17 protein-coding genes are annotated in these 16,653 nt (G+C 68.1%); 4 read left to right on the top strand and 13 right to left on the bottom strand.

Going from position 1 to position 16,653, the window contains the following annotated elements; all coding sequences use genetic code 11:
- Positions 1-23: 23 nt before the first annotated feature.
- Genes AC1IQ6_RS04560 through AC1IQ6_RS04535 form a run of 6 tightly spaced genes read right to left on the bottom strand, consistent with a single transcriptional unit; the run spans position 24 to position 7,233 of the window.
- The gene (locus AC1IQ6_RS04560) at positions 24-1,031 is read right to left on the bottom strand and encodes a siderophore ABC transporter substrate-binding protein (protein ID WP_485865933.1); all 1,008 of its coding nucleotides are present in this window, start codon (positions 1,029-1,031) and stop codon (positions 24-26) included.
- Positions 1,028-1,804 (bottom strand): iron ABC transporter ATP-binding protein, encoded by a 777-nt coding sequence (locus tag AC1IQ6_RS04555; RefSeq protein ID WP_485865932.1) that lies wholly within the window; start codon positions 1,802-1,804, stop codon positions 1,028-1,030. Before AC1IQ6_RS04555 ends, AC1IQ6_RS04560 begins: the two co-directional genes overlap by 4 nt.
- Positions 1,801-2,748 carry an iron chelate uptake ABC transporter family permease subunit gene (locus AC1IQ6_RS04550; protein WP_485866550.1) on the bottom strand — a complete coding sequence of 316 codons (948 nt, stop codon included), beginning with the start codon at positions 2,746-2,748 and terminating at the stop codon, positions 1,801-1,803. The genes AC1IQ6_RS04555 and AC1IQ6_RS04550 overlap by 4 nt, the downstream gene beginning before the upstream one ends.
- Positions 2,748-3,689, bottom strand: a complete 942-nt coding sequence (locus tag AC1IQ6_RS04545) for an ABC transporter permease (RefSeq protein WP_111825794.1) — start codon at positions 3,687-3,689, stop codon at positions 2,748-2,750. Before AC1IQ6_RS04545 ends, AC1IQ6_RS04550 begins: the two co-directional genes overlap by 1 nt.
- Positions 3,689-5,443 carry an ABC transporter ATP-binding protein gene (locus tag AC1IQ6_RS04540; protein ID WP_485865931.1) on the bottom strand — a complete coding sequence of 585 codons (1,755 nt, stop codon included), beginning with the start codon at positions 5,441-5,443 and terminating at the stop codon, positions 3,689-3,691. The genes AC1IQ6_RS04545 and AC1IQ6_RS04540 overlap by 1 nt, the downstream gene beginning before the upstream one ends.
- A complete protein-coding gene (locus AC1IQ6_RS04535) occupies positions 5,437-7,233 on the bottom strand; it encodes an ABC transporter ATP-binding protein (RefSeq protein WP_485865930.1) in 1,797 nt (598 codons plus the stop codon). The genes AC1IQ6_RS04540 and AC1IQ6_RS04535 overlap by 7 nt, the downstream gene beginning before the upstream one ends.
- Positions 7,234-7,373: 140 nt before the next feature.
- On the opposite strand from AC1IQ6_RS04535, the gene AC1IQ6_RS04530 reads away from it, so the two are divergent.
- Positions 7,374-8,066 (top strand): TetR/AcrR family transcriptional regulator, encoded by a 693-nt coding sequence (locus AC1IQ6_RS04530; protein WP_102773910.1) that lies wholly within the window; start codon positions 7,374-7,376, stop codon positions 8,064-8,066.
- Here the strand turns inward: AC1IQ6_RS04530 and AC1IQ6_RS04525 are convergent.
- Positions 8,063-8,389 (bottom strand): putative signal transducing protein, encoded by a 327-nt coding sequence (locus tag AC1IQ6_RS04525; protein ID WP_485866549.1) that lies wholly within the window; start codon positions 8,387-8,389, stop codon positions 8,063-8,065. The two genes, AC1IQ6_RS04530 and AC1IQ6_RS04525, sit on opposite strands and share 4 nt — an antisense overlap.
- A 145-nt stretch (positions 8,390-8,534) precedes the next feature.
- Here AC1IQ6_RS04525 and AC1IQ6_RS04520 point away from each other — a divergent pair, with 145 nt between their 5' ends.
- Positions 8,535-9,407 carry a LysR family transcriptional regulator gene (locus AC1IQ6_RS04520; protein WP_219929590.1) on the top strand — a complete coding sequence of 291 codons (873 nt, stop codon included), beginning with the start codon at positions 8,535-8,537 and terminating at the stop codon, positions 9,405-9,407.
- A gap of 92 nt (positions 9,408-9,499) precedes the next feature.
- Complete coding sequence (locus AC1IQ6_RS04515; protein WP_485865929.1) at positions 9,500-10,576, top strand: hypothetical protein; 1,077 nt, start codon at positions 9,500-9,502, stop codon at positions 10,574-10,576.
- A 20-nt stretch (positions 10,577-10,596) separates the two neighbouring features.
- Here AC1IQ6_RS04515 and AC1IQ6_RS04510 read toward each other — a convergent pair whose 3' ends face one another.
- Genes AC1IQ6_RS04510 through AC1IQ6_RS04500 form a run of 3 tightly spaced genes read right to left on the bottom strand, consistent with a single transcriptional unit; the run spans position 10,597 to position 12,705 of the window.
- Positions 10,597-10,803, bottom strand: coding sequence for a hypothetical protein (locus AC1IQ6_RS04510; protein WP_485865928.1), 207 nt, complete (start codon positions 10,801-10,803; stop codon positions 10,597-10,599).
- Complete coding sequence (locus AC1IQ6_RS04505) at positions 10,760-11,551, bottom strand: alpha/beta fold hydrolase (RefSeq protein ID WP_485865927.1); 792 nt, start codon at positions 11,549-11,551, stop codon at positions 10,760-10,762. Before AC1IQ6_RS04505 ends, AC1IQ6_RS04510 begins: the two co-directional genes overlap by 44 nt.
- A gap of 14 nt (positions 11,552-11,565) precedes the next feature.
- Positions 11,566-12,705 (bottom strand): cupin domain-containing protein, encoded by a 1,140-nt coding sequence (locus AC1IQ6_RS04500; RefSeq protein ID WP_111825800.1) that lies wholly within the window; start codon positions 12,703-12,705, stop codon positions 11,566-11,568.
- A gap of 118 nt (positions 12,706-12,823) precedes the next feature.
- On the opposite strand from AC1IQ6_RS04500, the gene AC1IQ6_RS04495 reads away from it, so the two are divergent.
- A complete protein-coding gene (locus tag AC1IQ6_RS04495) occupies positions 12,824-13,846 on the top strand; it encodes a LacI family DNA-binding transcriptional regulator (protein ID WP_485865926.1) in 1,023 nt (340 codons plus the stop codon).
- 15 nt (positions 13,847-13,861) lie between these two features.
- On the opposite strand, the gene AC1IQ6_RS04490 is transcribed toward AC1IQ6_RS04495, so the two are convergent.
- The 3 genes from AC1IQ6_RS04490 to AC1IQ6_RS04480 are packed head-to-tail and all read right to left on the bottom strand — an operon-like array spanning position 13,862 to position 16,652.
- The gene (locus AC1IQ6_RS04490; protein ID WP_485865925.1) at positions 13,862-14,917 is read right to left on the bottom strand and encodes an ABC transporter ATP-binding protein; all 1,056 of its coding nucleotides are present in this window, start codon (positions 14,915-14,917) and stop codon (positions 13,862-13,864) included.
- An 8-nt stretch (positions 14,918-14,925) separates the two neighbouring features.
- A complete protein-coding gene (locus AC1IQ6_RS04485) occupies positions 14,926-15,780 on the bottom strand; it encodes a carbohydrate ABC transporter permease (RefSeq protein WP_485865924.1) in 855 nt (284 codons plus the stop codon).
- Positions 15,777-16,652 carry a carbohydrate ABC transporter permease gene (locus AC1IQ6_RS04480; RefSeq protein ID WP_111825803.1) on the bottom strand — a complete coding sequence of 292 codons (876 nt, stop codon included), beginning with the start codon at positions 16,650-16,652 and terminating at the stop codon, positions 15,777-15,779. The genes AC1IQ6_RS04485 and AC1IQ6_RS04480 overlap by 4 nt, the downstream gene beginning before the upstream one ends.
- Position 16,653 lies beyond the last annotated feature (1 nt).

Genomic DNA, 16,653 nt, shown 5'->3' with positions numbered 1-16,653 from the left:
AGACGCGCGCGGCGTCGAACGAATCAGTTCCGGTAGGCCTGCATCACGTCGTCGATCATGAGTTCGAGCGATTTCACGCTGGCGGCCGTGACGTACCACGCCTGCGCGTCCGCAAAGACCACGCGGCCGTTGCGCCACGCGGCGGTGTGGCGCAGCAGCGGGTTGCCCAGCGTCTCGGCGTCCATGACCGGACGGCGCTCCATCACGGCGCTGCGATCGACCACATAGACGATGCCGGGGTTCGCCTGCTGGATGAATTCGCTGGATATCGGCTGGCCATGCAGGCCGGCCTCGGCCGACGGGCTGGCGGGCTTGACGCCCAGCGCCTTGAAGATGAAGCCATAGCGCGACTGCGTCCCGAACGAACTGAACGCGCCGTTGTTGTGCAGCACGATGAGCGCTGTCTCCGGGCGGCCGCGGATGAGGTTTCTCGCCTGCTCGACCTTGGCGTCGAGTTCGGCGGCCCGCTGGCGCGCGAGGCCTTCCTTCTGGAAGATCCGACCCAGGGTCACAAGGTGATTCTTGACGATCTCGATGTGATCGGCCTGGCTGTCGCGATAATCCACGTCGAAATGGATGGTCGGCGCGATCTTGCTCAGCTCTTTGTAGTGGTTCGCCTGCAATGACGTGATCAGGATCAGGTCCGGCTTGGCCGCATGCACGCGCTCCAGGTTGGGCTGGACGATCGCGCCCATGTCCTGCACCTGCGCATTCTTGTAGCGGGCAAGAAAGTGCGGCACGAAGTCCTTCGGCATGCCGGCGACCGGCACGCCCAGTTCGTCCAGAAAGTCGACCTCGTTCATATCCAGGGCGACCACGCGCTGCGGCAGCTTTTCGATGACGGTCGTGCCCAGCTTGTGCTGGACCGTGATGCTTGCGTAGGCCGGGGACGCCGGCTGGCCGGCGGCGGCCGGCGGCTGCGCCTGGGTCGACCCCGAGGCCTCCTGGCCGCAACCCTGCAGCGCGGTCATCGCGCTCATCGATAGCGCGAGCGATACGGCCAGCGCCCGCGGCCTTTGCGTGAGGATCATGTCAATTCTCCCGGTGGATTGAAGTAGTTGCACAGGCGTCCCCGTTCGCCCTGCGCGATCTCGAAATTCAGTCCATACAGCTCGCGCAGGCGGTCCTCGGTCACCACCTCGGGGACCGGGCCGGCGCAATGCACCGCGCCATGCTTCATCGCCACGATGTGATCGGAGTAGCTGGCCGCGAAATTGATGTCATGCACCACGAGAATCACGGTGCGGCCCTCCTCATCGCACAGCCGGCGCAGCGCTCGCATGATCTGAACGGCGTGCCTGATGTCGAGGTTGTTCAGCGGTTCGTCGAGCAGCAGGCAATCCGTCTGCTGCGCGATGGTCATGGCCAGGAAGGCCATCTGGCGCTGGCCGCCGCTCAGCTCGTCGAGATACGAGCCTCGCAGGCGATCCAGCGAGAGAAACGCGATGGCCTCGTCGATCTCCCGCAGATCGAGTGGCGTCAGTGCGCCGCGGCTGTAGGGAAAGCGGCCGAAGGCGACGAGTTCTTCCACCGTCAGGCGCAGATTGAATTCCGGGGCCTGGCGCAAGGTGGCGACACGCCTGGCGTATTCCGCGTTGCTCATGCCCGCGACGCTGGCGCCATCCAGCAGGATGTCGCCGCCGGTCGGCTCCAGCAACCGGGCGATCATCATCAGCAACGTGGTCTTGCCCGCGCCGTTCGGACCGATAAGCGAAGTCAGCGCGCCCGCGGGAAACTGCAGGCTCACATCGCGCAGAACGGACTTCGCGCCGTAGGTTTTCGAGAGGTGTCGGGTGGTGATCATGCCGTGCCCCGCGTGCGCGCCATCAGCGCGAGAAACCATCCGCCGCATACCAGGTTGACCAGGATGCCGACGGTGGTCTTGTAGTTGAAGAGATGCTCGACCGCGAGCTGGGCCAGGATGAAGATGCCCACGGCGATGGCGCAGCCCGTGGGCAGGGTGATCCGGTGCCTGCGCGTGCGCGCCAGCGCGTAAGCGGTATTGGCGACGAAGATTCCCATGAAGGCGGTGGGCCCGAGCAGGCTGGTCGAGACAGCGACCAGCACGGCGATCAATGCGAGATGCAGGCGGACGCTGCGGTAGTGGTCCACCCCGAGCGAAATTGCCTGGTCGCGCCCCAGCGAAATCACGTCCAGCGTCGGCAGGTGTCTTTGGCCCGCCAGGCACACCGCCGCGACGACGGCGGCGGACACGAGCAGCAGCCCGGGCTCCGCCCGGCCGAACGACGCCTGGGTGAACCCGAGCAGAATCGCGAACTCGCCGGGGCTGGTTTTAAGCTGCACGAACTGCGTGAACGTGCCGATCACCATCGTCAGCACGAGCCCCACCAGCAGCAGGAAGTACACGTTCTGGCCGCCGCGGCGGAACAGCCAGCGATGGAGAGCCCAGGAGTAGCCCAGCATCAGCAGCACGGACAGGAAAAAATTGCCGTTCGCGCCCAGCGCCACCAGGCTCTGCGTTCCCATGGTCAGGACCATCAGGGACTGCAGGAACAGGTAGACCGCCTCATAGCCCATGATGGCCGGCGTGAGGATCCGATTGCCGGTAAGCGTCTGGAACACGATCGACGACCACGCGATGCAGACACCGCCGATGATCATCGCCGCCAGCCGGCCGAGCCGCTTCGGGATGACGTAATCGAAGTCCAGGCCGGAGCGGAAGAACAGAAAAGCCGCCGCCAGCGCGAGGACCGCGGGCCAGATCATTTTCAGGGAAACGGCGCGCATCATCTGCGCTTCCACAGGATGAGCCCGAGAAACAGGGCGCCGCCGATGCCGCCGGCCGTCAGGCCGATGGGCACTTCGAACGGGTGCATCAACACGCGGCCGAGGATGTCGCACAAGAGCAGCAGCGACGCCCCCGCCAGGGCCACGACGGGCAAGGTCCGGCCGAGGTTGTCGCCATAATGGAGCGCGACCAGATTGGGAACGACCAGCCCGACGAACGGAATCGCCCCCACGGTGATGACGGTGACCGACACGGTGACCGCCACCAGCATCAAGCCCAGCGCGACGGTGGCCGCATAGTTCAGCCCCAGGCTGGACGCCATGCCCTCGCCCATGCCCGCCACGGTGAAGCGGTGGGCATACAGATAGGCCAGCGCGACGACCGGCAGAATCAGGTAGATGACTTCGTAGTTGCCCTGCACGATCCTGGAGAAGTCGCCCAGCAGCCAGCCCTGCATGCTCTGCAGGATGTTGTGGCGATAGGCGTGGAATTCCGCCAGCGCGCTCAGCACGCCGCCGTACATCAGGCCGATGACGGGGATGAGAATCGTGTTCTTGAATCTCACGCGGCGCACGATCGCCACGAAGCCCAGGCTGGCCGCGAAGCAGAAGCCCAGGGCGAACAGCATCCGCCCCGGCGTTCCGGTGGACGGCGCCAGCGTCATCGCCGCCAGGATGCCGAGCTTGGCGGCGTCCAGCCCGCCCGACGTGGCCGGTTCGACGAATTTGTTGCGGACGATGTGCTGCAGGATCACGCCGCAGACCGACAGCCCGATGCCGGTGAGCACCAGCGCCGCCAGCCGCGGCAGCCGGCTCGCGGTCAGCGTCAGCCACGCGTCGCCGGACAGCGAGAACAGATGCGACCAGGCCATCTGCCGGGCGCCGACCAGCAGCGATATGCCGCAGAGCGCGACGAACAGCGCCGACAGCCCCGCACGCATCAAACGCGCTCCCCGGCGATGCGCCAGCCCTTGGCGGCCTGACGCTGGCTGAGGAAGCGCGCATACCGTCCCTGGCTCTCGCGCAGCGCCGCGGGCGCGCCCTCTTCCACGATCCGGCCGCGCTCCATCACCGCGATGCGATCGGCCATCGCCACCGTGGAAAGCTGGTGCGCGATCACCACCAGCGTGCGCCTGCCGCGCAGGCGCGCCAACGTATCGGCGATGACGGCCTGGTTCTCCGCGTCCAGGGCCGCGGTGGCCTCGTCCACCAGCAGGATGGGCGCATCGCTGAGCAGCGCCCGCGCGATGGCGACGCGCTGCCGCTCGCCGCCGGACAGGCTTGCGCCGCCCTCGCCCACGGGCGTTTCGAGGCCCTGCGGCAGGCGCGAGGCGATTTCGGCCAGGCCAGCCTGGCGCGCGGCCTGCAGGAGTTCGGCTTCGCTGCAAGCGGGTTTGCCGGCGCGGATGTTGTCGGCGATGGTCCCGGTGAACAGATAGTTGTCCTGGAAAATCTGGCTGATCTGACCGACCAGCCGCGCGCTGGAGATCTGCCGCACGTCCACGCCGCCGACCAGCACGCTGCCTTCGTCCGCATCGAAAAAGCGCGCGATCAGCCGCGCCAGCGTGGTCTTGCCGGAGCCCGATTCGCCGATCAGGGCGATCATGCCGCCCGGTTCGACGCGCAGGTTCACGCCATCCAGCACATAGGGTTCGTCCGGGGCATAGCGGAAACGGACATCGCGCAGTTCGACCGACGCATCGCGGGGCGCCTGCGGCGCATCCGGCTCCGGCAGGGGAGCAACCGCAAGCAATGCCGCTATCGCATCGAGCTGGGCGCGCGCGCCGCGCAGGACCTCGCCATAGCCCGCCACCTCCAGCAGCGCGTCGACGTAACGGCTTGCCAGCAGCATCGCGACGACGGCCGCCACCAGTTCCGCGGTCCTCGCGCCGCCGCCCAGCAACGCGTTGATCCACCAGGCCGCCGCGATCAGCAACGCGGCGAAGGCGGCCTGGACGGCCCAGACGTTCACGACGGCTGCGCCCGCCGACAGCCAGATCAGCCGCGCGCCCGAGCGGCGCTGCCGTTCGACGGCCTGCTCGAAGTGGCACATCGCGCCGCCCTCCGCGCTGAAGGCGCGCAGCACCGATTGCGCCTGGGCGAACTCCACCACCCGCTGGCTGGCGTCGGCAAAGTGTTGGTGAAAGGCGTTGTCGGCGCGCCGCGCCAGCCGCGCCGTAAGCAGCAGGACGCCCGCCAGCAGCGGCAGCGCCGCCAGGGCGATGGCGCCCAGAACCCAATGCTGCGCGAACAAGGCGAACGCCAGCGCCACGGGCGTCGTGACGCCGGCGATGACGGGCGTGAACACGTGCGCGGGAAGCTGGGCCACGGACATCATGCCCTGCGTGACGATATGCCCGAGGCGGGCCGTGTTCTGCGGCGTGAACCAGCCCACGGGCAGGCGCGCCACATGGTCGCCGAGCCGGTGGCGGCCGCCTTGCAGAAGGGCCACGCCCACGCGCACGCCGGCGCGCTCGACGCGGCCTCGCAGCGCCCAGCACAGCCCCGTCCCGGCCAGCAGCGCGGCCAGCCACGGAGCGGCCGCCCCTGCATTTCCCCCCAGCAGGTGGGTGAGCGCCGGCGCGACGCAGGCGATCGTCAGGCCGCACAGCACGCCATAGGCAACGGCCAGCCAGGCGTAGCGGCGCAGGACAGCGGCGTTTCCGCCCAGCAACGATATCAAGGACTTCAGCATGACGGCTCCTTCTGCGCCACGGCGTTTTCATGGCCGCCCAGCTTCCAAAGCCGCGCGTAGCTGCCGCCCTGCGCCAGCAGATGCTCATGCCGGCCTTGCTCGGAGATGACGCCGTCGTCCAGGACGAGGATGCGGTCGGCGTGCATCACCGTGTCCAGCCGGTGCGCGATCACCATCAGCGTGCGTCCCTGGGCGAAGCGCGACAACGCGACCTGGATCGCCGCCTCGTTGCCGGCGTCGGCCGATGCCGTGGCTTCGTCCAGCACCAGCACGGGCGGGTCCAGCAGCACGGCGCGCGCGATGCTCAGGCGCTGCCGCTCGCCGCCGGACAGCTGCGCGTCCTCGCCGATCACCGAGTCATAGCCGCGCGGCAGGGCCAGGATGCGCTCATGGATGTTGGCCGCGCGCGCGGCGGCCTCGATCTCATGCTGGCTTGCGCCGGGCCGGCCCAGCGCGATGTTGTCGCGCACGCTGGCATGGATCAGGCGCACTTCCTGCAGTACGAAGCCCACCCGCCGGTAGAGCTGCGCGCTTTCGATCTGGCGCAAGTCGGCGCCGCCGAGCGTGATGCGGCCCTCGTCCGGATCAAAGAATCTGAGCAGCAGCCGCGCCAGCGTGGATTTTCCTGCGCCGGACGGGCCGACGATGGCGGTAACGGTGCCGGGCTCCAGGGTGAAACTGATATTCGACAGGGCCGCGCGCCCGGCGTCGTAGGAGTAGCTCACGTTCTCGAATCGGACTTCATGCCCCGCGGGCGTCTGCTGGCGTCCAGGCGCCGGCGCTTCCAGCACCGGGGTTTCCAGCAATGCCAGCACGCGCTGCGCGGCTCCCGTGGCGCTGCCCAGGTCGTGCACCAGCGTATGCAGCAGCAGCAGCGGGCCGCAAATGCCCGGGGCCACCAGGGCGAATGCCAGCACGTCCACCGGCGCCATCCATTCCAGGCCCACGAACAGCGCGCCGAACCCCAGCACCACGCCCAGCACGGTGACCGGCGAAATCATTGCGTGGGCATGGGCCATGGCCGCGACCAGCGGACGCGTGAACTCGGCGAAAGCCTCGGCGAATCCGTCGACCGCCTCGCGGTAGCCGCGATGCGCCCGGCCGGGGTCGCCGAACGCCTTGGCCACGGCGATCCCGTTGACGAACTCGACCGTCGCGCCATTGAGGCGCCCAAGCTGGGCGACGAAGGCCTGCATATTCGTTCCGCTGGCCTTCATCGCCCGGCGCAGGAACAGGAAGAAGCCGGAGAACGGCGCCAGCACCACGAGGGCGAGGCGCCAGTCCTGCCAGAACAGGTAGATGGCGGAGACCCCGATGACGCCGGCCGCGCGCGCCACCGCCGTGAAGAAGTGCGCCGTCAGACTGTGCAGGGTTCCCATATCGTCCTGCAGCGCCTGCTTCACCTCGCCGGACGCCTTGCCCGTGAACCATCCCAGCGGCGCCAGCGCCAGCCGCCGCGCGCCGGCCAGCCGCAGGCGATGGGTGATGCGGTTGTCGGCCAGGTGGACCGTCAATTCACCGGCGGAAATCAACAGCATGCCGGCGAACATGGCGGCGACGCCGACGACGAGGGTCCGCCAGATCTCGGGCCAGGCGTCGGCCGCGCTGCCGGCGCTGGCAAGAACGATGCGCGCGATGTGCGCGATGGCCGCCAGTGGCGCCAGCGTAAGCATGGCGCCCGCCGCGGCCAGCATGCACGCGACGATGAGTTGCCCGCGGATGGGGGTCAACACCAGACTGAGCGGGCCGGCATGGCGAGAGGCGGCCGGCGCGGCTCCGGAAGTACTCATGAACGAAATACCAAGACGTTGGTGATAATTATTTGCATTACTATAAACTAAATTCTCGAATTAGTTTCATGACTACAAACTAAATATTCGCTAGGCAGGTTAAAGTGCCGGGTACGCGACATCACGAACCGGGAACAGACATGCAGCAGCCAGCGCGCCGCGCCACGCGGGGACGCCCTCCCACCATCACCCGCGAGCGGATCGCCGATGCCGGCATCGCGCTGGGCCTGCCCAACATCACCTTCGTCGGCCTGGCGGCGGCCATGGGCGTGAGCCACATGGCGCTCTACAAGCACGTGGCCGGTCTCGAGGAGCTCAAGCGCCTGGTGGCCGACGAGATCTTCCGCCGCTGGCAGATCCCGCAAGCCTGTAGCAACGACGTCGGCGAGCTGAAGCAATACCTGACCCTGTTCGCCGCGTCGGTGCGGGAGTTCGTGAAGTCCCACCCGGGCGTGACGCCCTACGTGATCCGCAGATTGGCGGCGACGCCGGCCATGGTCGCGAAAATCGAGGGACACCAGCGCCATATCGCCGGCGCGTACGGAATTTCGATGGAACAGTCCCGGATTCTGCTGGCGACCGTGGCCTTCCACGGCATGGCGGTAGCCGATACCGTATATTCCGTCGCCGGCCGGGAACCTGCCGTGGAGGCCGCGCGCGCGGCTGAAGAATCAGAGATGGAAACGGAACTCGATCAAGGCATGCAGGCCCTGATCATCGGTTTGCTCGATATGCTGGAGAACGACTTGCCACGAAAGGCGGCGGCCCGCCGAAAGACGGAATCGAGCGGGACGGACTCCGACCGCCGTGACGAGGCCGCGCTCGACGGCTAGCCGCCGGACGCCTTGGCGGGACGCGCGGCCCCGCACTGCCAGCAGGTAGAGAACTGCGGCTCCAGCCATTCGCCGCAGGCATCGCAGTACCAGTGCGGCAGGTCGCGCGCCGCGGCGCCGTACCCCTCGATGAGACGCATGGCGGCGGCGCGATCGTCCTCGCTCTCGATCCACAGGTCGGGGCCGCACTGGTCGACCGGGATCTCCCCCGCCGCCCCCTGCAGGTAGCGGCCGCTCACGTGGCAGGCGATGCCCGCCTGCACCAACAGGTTGGCCCAATGCTGGCCGAGGAGCAAATCTGGCGCGCGGATCAATCGGATCATGAGTGCCACCACTGGAAGAAGGACTACTTGCATCATAAAAGCAGATGTAAGCTGGTGTCCCGCGCTGGCGCCGCCGGCCTTCCAACTCTCTTCAGATCGAATCTGCATGTCCGCCGGGAAGAATTTCGCTGGAATCATCGCGTTCATGAAGGTCGCCACCCATGGCGGTTTCAACGCGGCGGCCCGCGAGCTGGGCATTTCGGCGCCGGCGGTCAGCCGCAGCGTGGCCCGGCTCGAATCCCGCCTCAACGTGCGCCTGCTGGATCGCTCCACGCATCACGTTTCACTGACGCCCGAGGGGCTGCAGTTCTTCGAAGAATGCCTGCCCAGCGTCGACCACCTGACGCGCGCGGTGGAAAACATGAAGGACGCCGGCGACGTGCCGGCGGGGCTGCTGCGCGTCAGCGCAACCGTCGGATTCGGACGCAAGTGCGTGGCGCCGCTGTTGCCGGCCTTCTGCCAGCGGTACCCCCGGATCCGCCTCGAATTCGACCTGGACGATCGCCACACGAATTTCGCCGGCGACCAGGTGGACGTGGCCATACGCAACGGGCGCATCCAGGAGGCGGACATCGTCGCGAAGAAAATCGCGCCGATGCGGCTGATCGTATGCGCGGCGCCCGGCTACCTGGAGCAGGCCGGCGCGCCTGCCGCCATCGACGACCTGAAATCGCACCGGATCATCGCCTTCCGGCTGAAGGACTCCGGCAAGCCGCACGAATGGGAGTTCAAGGTCGACGGCAAGCTGGTCAAACTGGCGCTGCCCGGGCACCAGGTCTTCAATGACCCGGAACTGGTGGCGCAAGCGGCGCTGGCAGGCAACGGCCTGGCCCAGCTCGCCAACTACCAGGCCGATCCGCATATTGCCAGCGGACGCTTGATCCCCCTTCTGGCCGACCTCGTGGCCGATGGGCGCGGGCATTACGCGTGCTATCGCAACCGCAGGCAAATGCCGTTGCGGATCAGGCTGTTCATCGATTACCTGCAAACGGCGCTGGGCGGCGCGACGCCGGCGTGATCCGATGGACAGCGCGGTAATAACCCGATGGCAGCTTCCGCCAGGCAGCCCGGTGCGCCAACATGCGGTACCGCATTCCATCGAGGTTCACCATGCAGGAAATCATCACCCCTCCGCTGCCGGCCCGGGCGCCGCTGCCCGCCGGGCGCGCCCAGGCGTCCACGGCCAGGCTTGAATGGCTATGGCTGCTGCCGTTCGCCGCGGCGCTCTATTACCCCTGGGCGCTACGGTGGGCCCATGCGGGATTCCTGGCCCGGGACGCCTCGGGCGTCGCGCCCCTGCTCAGCCTGTCGACCGCCTACCTGGTGCCGCTGGCCGGATTCCTCGCCCTGTACGCCTTGGGACGGCAGGCGGCGCTGACCGATCGCCTGGTGCTGGCAAGACGGTTGGCCCATTTGGCTGTCGCCGCGCCGCCCGCCTATACCTTGCTGGGCGTGCTGCTCTACCTGATGAAAATCGACGGTCACGATATCGCCGTATGGACCGGGCTGTGGATCGCGCTGGCGGCCCTGTCGGCCATGACGATGCGCACCACGTTGCCGCGTCCGGCCGTGCTTGACGACCCCGCTGTCTATTCCAGGCTGAGAGTCGGCCACGGCATCGCATCGCTGGCGCTTCTGCTCGCCTTTCTTGCGCCGCACCTTTTCAACCACATGCTGGGCGTCTTGGGCAACGACGTGCATATGGCGGTCATGGACGTGTTGCGGGCCGTCTACCGCCACGGCGCCGTCGAGCCCGTTCTCATCACGCTGTTCTTCCTGCAGATTCTCAGCGGGCTGGTGCTGCTCAAGCCGAAAACCGCGCGGCGCGCCGACATGCTGGATTCCCTGCAGACCGCCTCCGGCATCTACCTGGCGTTCTTCATTGCTTCGCACATCAACTCGGTATTCGTCCTGGCGCGCTACTTCGGCACCGACACCAACTACGCATGGGCCATCGGCGAGCCCGTCGGGCTGGTCGGAGACGCCTGGAACATCCGGCTGCTGCCGCACTATTCGATCGCAGTCTGGCTGCTCATCGTCCATCTCGCCTGCGGGCTGCGGGTCGTCATGCGCGGCCATGGCGCATCCGAATCACGGTCGGCCGCGGCGGCCTGGGGCGTCATCGGCGTGGGCAGCCTGGTGACCATGGTCATCACGGCCGGCATGACCGGCCTGCGCCTGGCATAGGCCGGCCGCGCGCCGCGTGCTCAGAGCGTCATGGCCGGCTGGTCCTCGATCCGGAAGAACAAGGGCCTCGGCCCCATGATCCCCGCCCGTCCAGATACTCGAAAGACCGCGAAGCCCGCTATCGCGACGGCGCCCAACAGGACCAGCACGCCGCCGCGGCTGCGCCGCAGCAGCAGGATGTCTTCATCGGCCAGGGGTTCTTCCGTGACTTGCAGGGTTGCGCTCATCTTGCGTCGCCGGTTCCAGCGTCATGCGGTGCCGTGATGATGCCGGGCGCGGGAAAACATAGTCCCGCAGCCATTCGCGCAGTATGCAATGCAACCCTGCGGGTGCTTCCAGCGGCACGAAGTGGCCCACGTTCTGCAGGCTGACCCATCGCCCCTGCCGCATCCGGACGCGCATCTCCAACTGGCGGTCCTCCGGATTCAACGCATCCTGCCCGCCGCTTACCACCAGTGCAGGACCACGCCACGCCGACAGGCGCGCCAGCCCATCGGCGCGCGTGGCCGCAATCGCGGCCTGCCGCCGGAATACCTCCGGGCCGAGCCGCTCGGCCATCGCGACGATGGCGTCCTGCAGTGGGCCGTCCGACAGCCTGCCCGGCGCCACGTAGGCCGGCCATAGCTGCTGGCGGATGGCCGCGCCCAGCCCCAGCGTGCCCGCCAGATCCATCATGCGCTGGCGCGCCTGCGCGCCGCCCGGCGCATCTGCGCGGGCGTTGGTTGCCACCAATACCAGCCCGGACAGGCGCTCGGGCGCCAGCGCGGCCATTTCCTGGGCGACGAAGCCGCCCAGGGAAAAGCCTACCGGCACCAGGCGGCCCGGATACCGTTGAAGCAGATCGGCGGCCGCCTCGCGGGCCGATTCGTGGCGGCGGTAATCCGCCACATGTATGCATTCAGCCAATGGCGGCGCCACGTCCAGCAGCGGCGCCCATAGAGCGTCGTCGCACAGCGTTCCGCCGATCAGCAGCAAGGCGGGCGCCATCGTCAGAAGCGCGCTTCGCCGACACCGAGAGCGGTGTCAGGCAGCAGACTGCGGCGCGCCAGATAGCCGTCCGGATCCAAGGCCACGTCACGCGCGGCGGCCTGCGCCAGCGTGTCGGCTGGCCATTCGATGCGCTTGCGCTGGTCGCCCGCGCACACCGAGATCACCGTGGCCGGTTCGCCCCCGGCCTGGCGCAACTCGCGCCAGACTCCGGCCGGCACCGAATAGACGGCTTGTTCGCGCAACCGCAGCACCACTTCCCGGCCCGGGCCGTTGAGCACCAGGTCGGCTTCGCCCTGCATCACGATCAACACCTGCTTTTCCCGCAGTCGCATCCGGCCGGTGGCGCCGCCAGGCGCGAGCCGGAGCCAGTCGACCGAGAAGCCGTGCGGATTGGAGATCGGCGCGGCCTGCGCCCGGTCTTCACTCATGCCATGGCCGATGACCGGGGCCAGTTCGCATGCGCGGGCGCCCAACAGCGCGCCAGCCGACCAGTCGCGCTCCTGCGCTGCGACTACGCGCCGGCGCATCTGCGCCGGCGCGTAGCGCGGCAGCGCGGCCATGTCGGCGGGATTCAAGGGCTCGATGAGTTCGCCCGCGGGCGGCTGGCCCGGCGCGCCGTGCACCAGGGTGTTGTCGCGCCCCAGGAACAGCCCATGCCCGGCCGCCGCGCTCAACACGTCCGGATGCCAGATGATGCCGCCCGTGTCGTCGCCGCCCAGGGCGGTGAAGATCCAGCCGTGCTCATCGCCGACGTTGGAGAAACCGCGGAAGATCCAGGTCGGGATGCTGAGCACGTCGCCTGGCCCGGCTTGCAGTTCGCCGGCAAGCTCGTCCGAGCCCCAGCGGAATTTCCATAGACCCGAGTGAATGAAGAACACTTCGGCGCTGAAGTGCAGGTGCAGGTTGTTGGTAACGCCTCCCGGCATGGCTGCGGCGCCGATATTGAATCCGTGGGGTTCGCGCAGGTTCACCACTTGTTCGTCGGATTGCGTCACGCCCGGACCGATCATAGAGTAGTTCTCCTTCAGGTCGGACCCGGGCAGCTTGCAATCGATGAACGCCAGCCGGCAAGCCACCATGTCCTCACGGGCGATGGCGCGAGCCTGGGCACTGGCGTGATCCAGAACGATTTCATTCATTGCTTGACTCCTGTGGCGGCGCGATGGCGCCGGAAAGGGAAAATGCGAAAAGGCAATCCACGCTTTGAAGCGCAGGCATTCGAATGCATAATCGGTCGAAAAAATCGGTCCCATGCCCATGCCAACGAACTCCCGCCCGCGCACCGCCCGCGCCACCTCGTACGACGTGGCCCAGGCGGCCGGCGTCGCCCAATCGACCGTGTCGCGCTGCTTCCAGCCGGGCAGCCATATTTCGGAGGAAACGCGCGAACACGTACTGGCCGTCGCCGCCCGGCTGGGCTATGCGCCCAACGCCCTGGCGCGCTCGCTGATCACGCGTCGTTCGCATGCGGTCGGCGTGCTGATCACCCGCTATACCCTGCGCAGCGCGCCCGCCCTGCTCTACTCGCTGGGCGATGCCCTGGCGTGCGCCGGCCAGCACATGATCCTGCTGGCGGTCGATGACGACGCCTCCGCCAGGCCGGTGCTGCTGCGCCTGCGGGGTTACCCGCTGGACGGCCTGATCGCCTGCGCCGCGCTGGACCCGACCGATGTGCAGCCGTTCACGGCCCAAGGCGTGCCCGTGCTGTTTTTCAACCGCAGCCCCGGCAAGACCGGCGCGGATGCGGTGTCCACCGATCATGAAGCCGGCGCGCGGGCGCTGGCCGACGGCATGCTGGCCGCGGGCCGTCGACGCTTTCTTTGTCTGGGCGGTCCGGCGGCCGCGCCGGTCGGCCGGCGGCGGATCGACGGCTTCCAGGCCGGCCTGCGCGCCGCCAGCCTGCCGGAGGCCGCGGTGCTCGACGGCGGCTTTTCCTACGATCAGGCGCACGCGGCCTTTCTGGATGCGGTCGCCCAGGGCGCCCGGCCGGACGCGGTGTTCTGCGCCAACGACCAGATGGCCATGGGCGTCATCGATGCGTGCCGCCACGTGCTGGGCTGGCGGATTCCCGACCACGTGATGGTGGCCGGCTTCGACGACGTGCCGGAAGGCGCGCGCGCCCCCTACGGGCTGACCACCGTGCGCCAGCCCATCGACGCCATGGCGCGCCACGCCGTGGAACTGCTGCGCCAGCGCCGCGCGGCGCCCGACCGGCGCGCGCGCCGCGAACGCCTGCCGGGCGAAATCATCATGCGCGGCTCGGCGGTATGGCCGGTTTGAGCGGACGGCCATGATTCAGGCGGACAGCCGCGCCTCGGTGGCGGCGTCGAACAGGTGGCAATGTTCCCGCGGCAGACGCAGCCCGACGCGCTCGCCGATGGCGTAGCGCAGGTGGCGGTCGCCCCGCACGCAAACCCGCGAAGCCCCCACGTCCAGCGTGACGAGCACCGCGTCGCCCGTCAGCTCGAACATGTAGACCACGCCGTCCAGGTCTGCTGCGCCCGCCGCCGTCAGCCCCACGTCTTCGGGCCGCACGCCCAGCACCAGGGCCTTGTCCGGCGGGCCGGCAAAGCCGGCCAGGCGTGCGCCTTCGACCTCCAGGCCGCCCTCCAGCGCCCGCGCCGGCAGCAGGTTCATCGACGGCGATCCCACGAAGCCTGCCACGAACAGATTGGCGGGCCGGTTGTAGACGTCGGCGGGCGTGCCGACCTGCTGGATCAGGCCCCCGCGCATGACCACCACGCGGTCGGCCAGCGTCATGGCCTCGATCTGGTCATGGGTGACGTAGATCGTGGTCACGCCCAGCTCGCATTGCAGACGGCGGATTTCCGCGCGCATGCTGACGCGCAGCTTGGCATCCAGGTTGGACAGCGGCTCGTCCATCAGGAAGACTTGCGGGCGACGCACGATGGCGCGAGCCAGAGCCACGCGCTGGCGCTGCCCGCCGGACAGGTCGCGCGGACGACGGTCCAGCAGGTGGGCCAGCTCCACCTTCTCGGCCACCGCGCGAGCCCGCTCCCGCCGCTCCGACGCCGCCACGCCGCGCACCTTGAGCGGATAAGCGATGTTCTCACCCACCGTCATGTGCGGGTACAGGCCGTAGTTCTGGAACACCATCGCCACGTCGCGGTCCTTGGGCAGCGCGTCGGTAACGTCCTGCCCGCCGATCCAGATCTCGCCGGCGCTTGGCGCCTCCAGTCCCGCCACCATGCGCATGGTGGTGGTCTTGCCGCAGCCCGATGGCCCCAGGAAGACGACGAATTCGCCGTCGGCGATCTCCAGCGACTGGCGGGCCACCCCGACCACGCCGCCCCAGCGTTTCTCGATATCGATCAGTTTTACGGAAGCCATTGTTTTCCTCAGCGAATCGCGCCTGCGACCAGGCCCTTGACGAAATACCGTTGGACGAAGCGCGAAATGAGCAGCATGGGCGCGATGATGAACAGGCCCATGCTGGCCATGATTTCCCAGGCGTCTCCCTGTTCCGTGCGCGCGCTCATCAGCGCCACCGGCAACGTCACCGCCTGCTCGCGCGTGAGCACCAGCGCGTAGAAGAATTCATTCCACGACACCACGAACGAGAAGATGGCCGCGGTGGCGATGCCAGGCAGCGCCACGGGCACCACCACTTCCCACAACGCGCGCAATCGCGAGGCGCCGTCGATCTGGGCGGCCTCTTCCATGTCGGGCGGCAAGGCGTCGAAGAACGCCTTGATCATCCAGGTCGCGTAAGGCACGACGAACGACAGATTGGCCACCATCAGCGCCCATGGCGTGTCCAGCAGATCCAGGTTGCGGAACACCACGAACAGCGGGATCACGATGATGACGGGCGGCAGGAACTGCGTGGCCAGGAGCAGCAGCGGCCCCAACTGTCCGCCCGGGAAGCGAAAGCGCGAAAACGCATAGGCCGCCATCGTGGCCACCGGAATCGCCATCAGCAGAGTGCCCACGGTGACGAACACGCTGTTGAACAGGCGCTGGCCCAGCAGGTAGGGCGAACCGAAGGCCGCGACGATGCTGTCGAGCGTGGGGCGAAACCATAGCGCCAGGCTGTAGACGTCGAGCCTGGGCTTGAAGGCCGTGGCGACGATCCAGACGACGGGCGCGAACCAGGCCAGCGTGACCAGACAGATGGCCACGCGCCGCGCCAGGCCGCGGCGGGCCCGGCGGCGAGTGGCGGTGGCGGGATTGAGAACGGCGGTCTGGGTCATGATGAGCGTCCCATGGCAAAACGGGAATAGACGAGCGCCAGCCCCATCATCACGACAGCCAGCAGCCAGGCCATGGCCGAGGCGTAGCCGATGTCGTAGAAGCGGAAGGCGGTGCTGTAGATTGCGTGCGGCAACGTATCGGTGGCCGCGCCCGGCCCGCCGGCCGTCATCGTCACGACCTGGTCCAGCGCCTTGAGCGAGAAGATGGTCTTGAGCAGGATGGCGATGGTCAGCACCGGCCGCAGCTGCGGCAGCACGATTTCGAAGAAGATGCGGCCGCGCCCGGCCCCGTCGACCTGGGCCGCGTCCAGCGTGTCCTGCGGCAACGCGGCCAGTGCGCCGATGAAGGTCAGCATGAAGTACGGCGCCCAATGCCACACGTCGACCAGGACCAGGGCCGTCATGGCCAGCGCCGGGTCCGCCAGCACGGGCGCGCCGCTCCATCCCGGCAGCAACGCCTTGAGCAGCGCGTCGACCGCGCCGAATTCCGGATTCAGCATGAAGCGCCAGGAAATCCCGATCAGGGCCGGCGACATGGCGAACGGGATCACCAGCAGCGTGCGCGCATTGACCTGCAGCCGGCCGTCGCCCGCCAGCAGCATGGCCAGGCCCAGCGCCACCGCCATCGTCAGCGCCACCGAAGGCACGGTGAACACCAGCGTGACCCAGGCGCTGTCCAGGAAGACAGGATCGTGCCAGAGCAGGTCGGCGTAGTTCAGCCAGCCCACGTAGCCCTCGGGCGAAGGCGAACGCCCCAGGTTCCAGTCGTGCAGCGAATACCACAGCGACTGGCACAGCGGATACAGCAGGGTCGCCGCACAAATGACCAGGGCCGGCGCCAGCAACGCATACTTCAGGGTACGGTCTTTCATG

This window comes from Achromobacter sp. MUI-25009338, assembly GCF_057359325.1.
The sequence above is the reverse complement of the archived record's forward strand: the minus strand, read 5'-3'. Positions and strand labels throughout refer to the sequence as shown.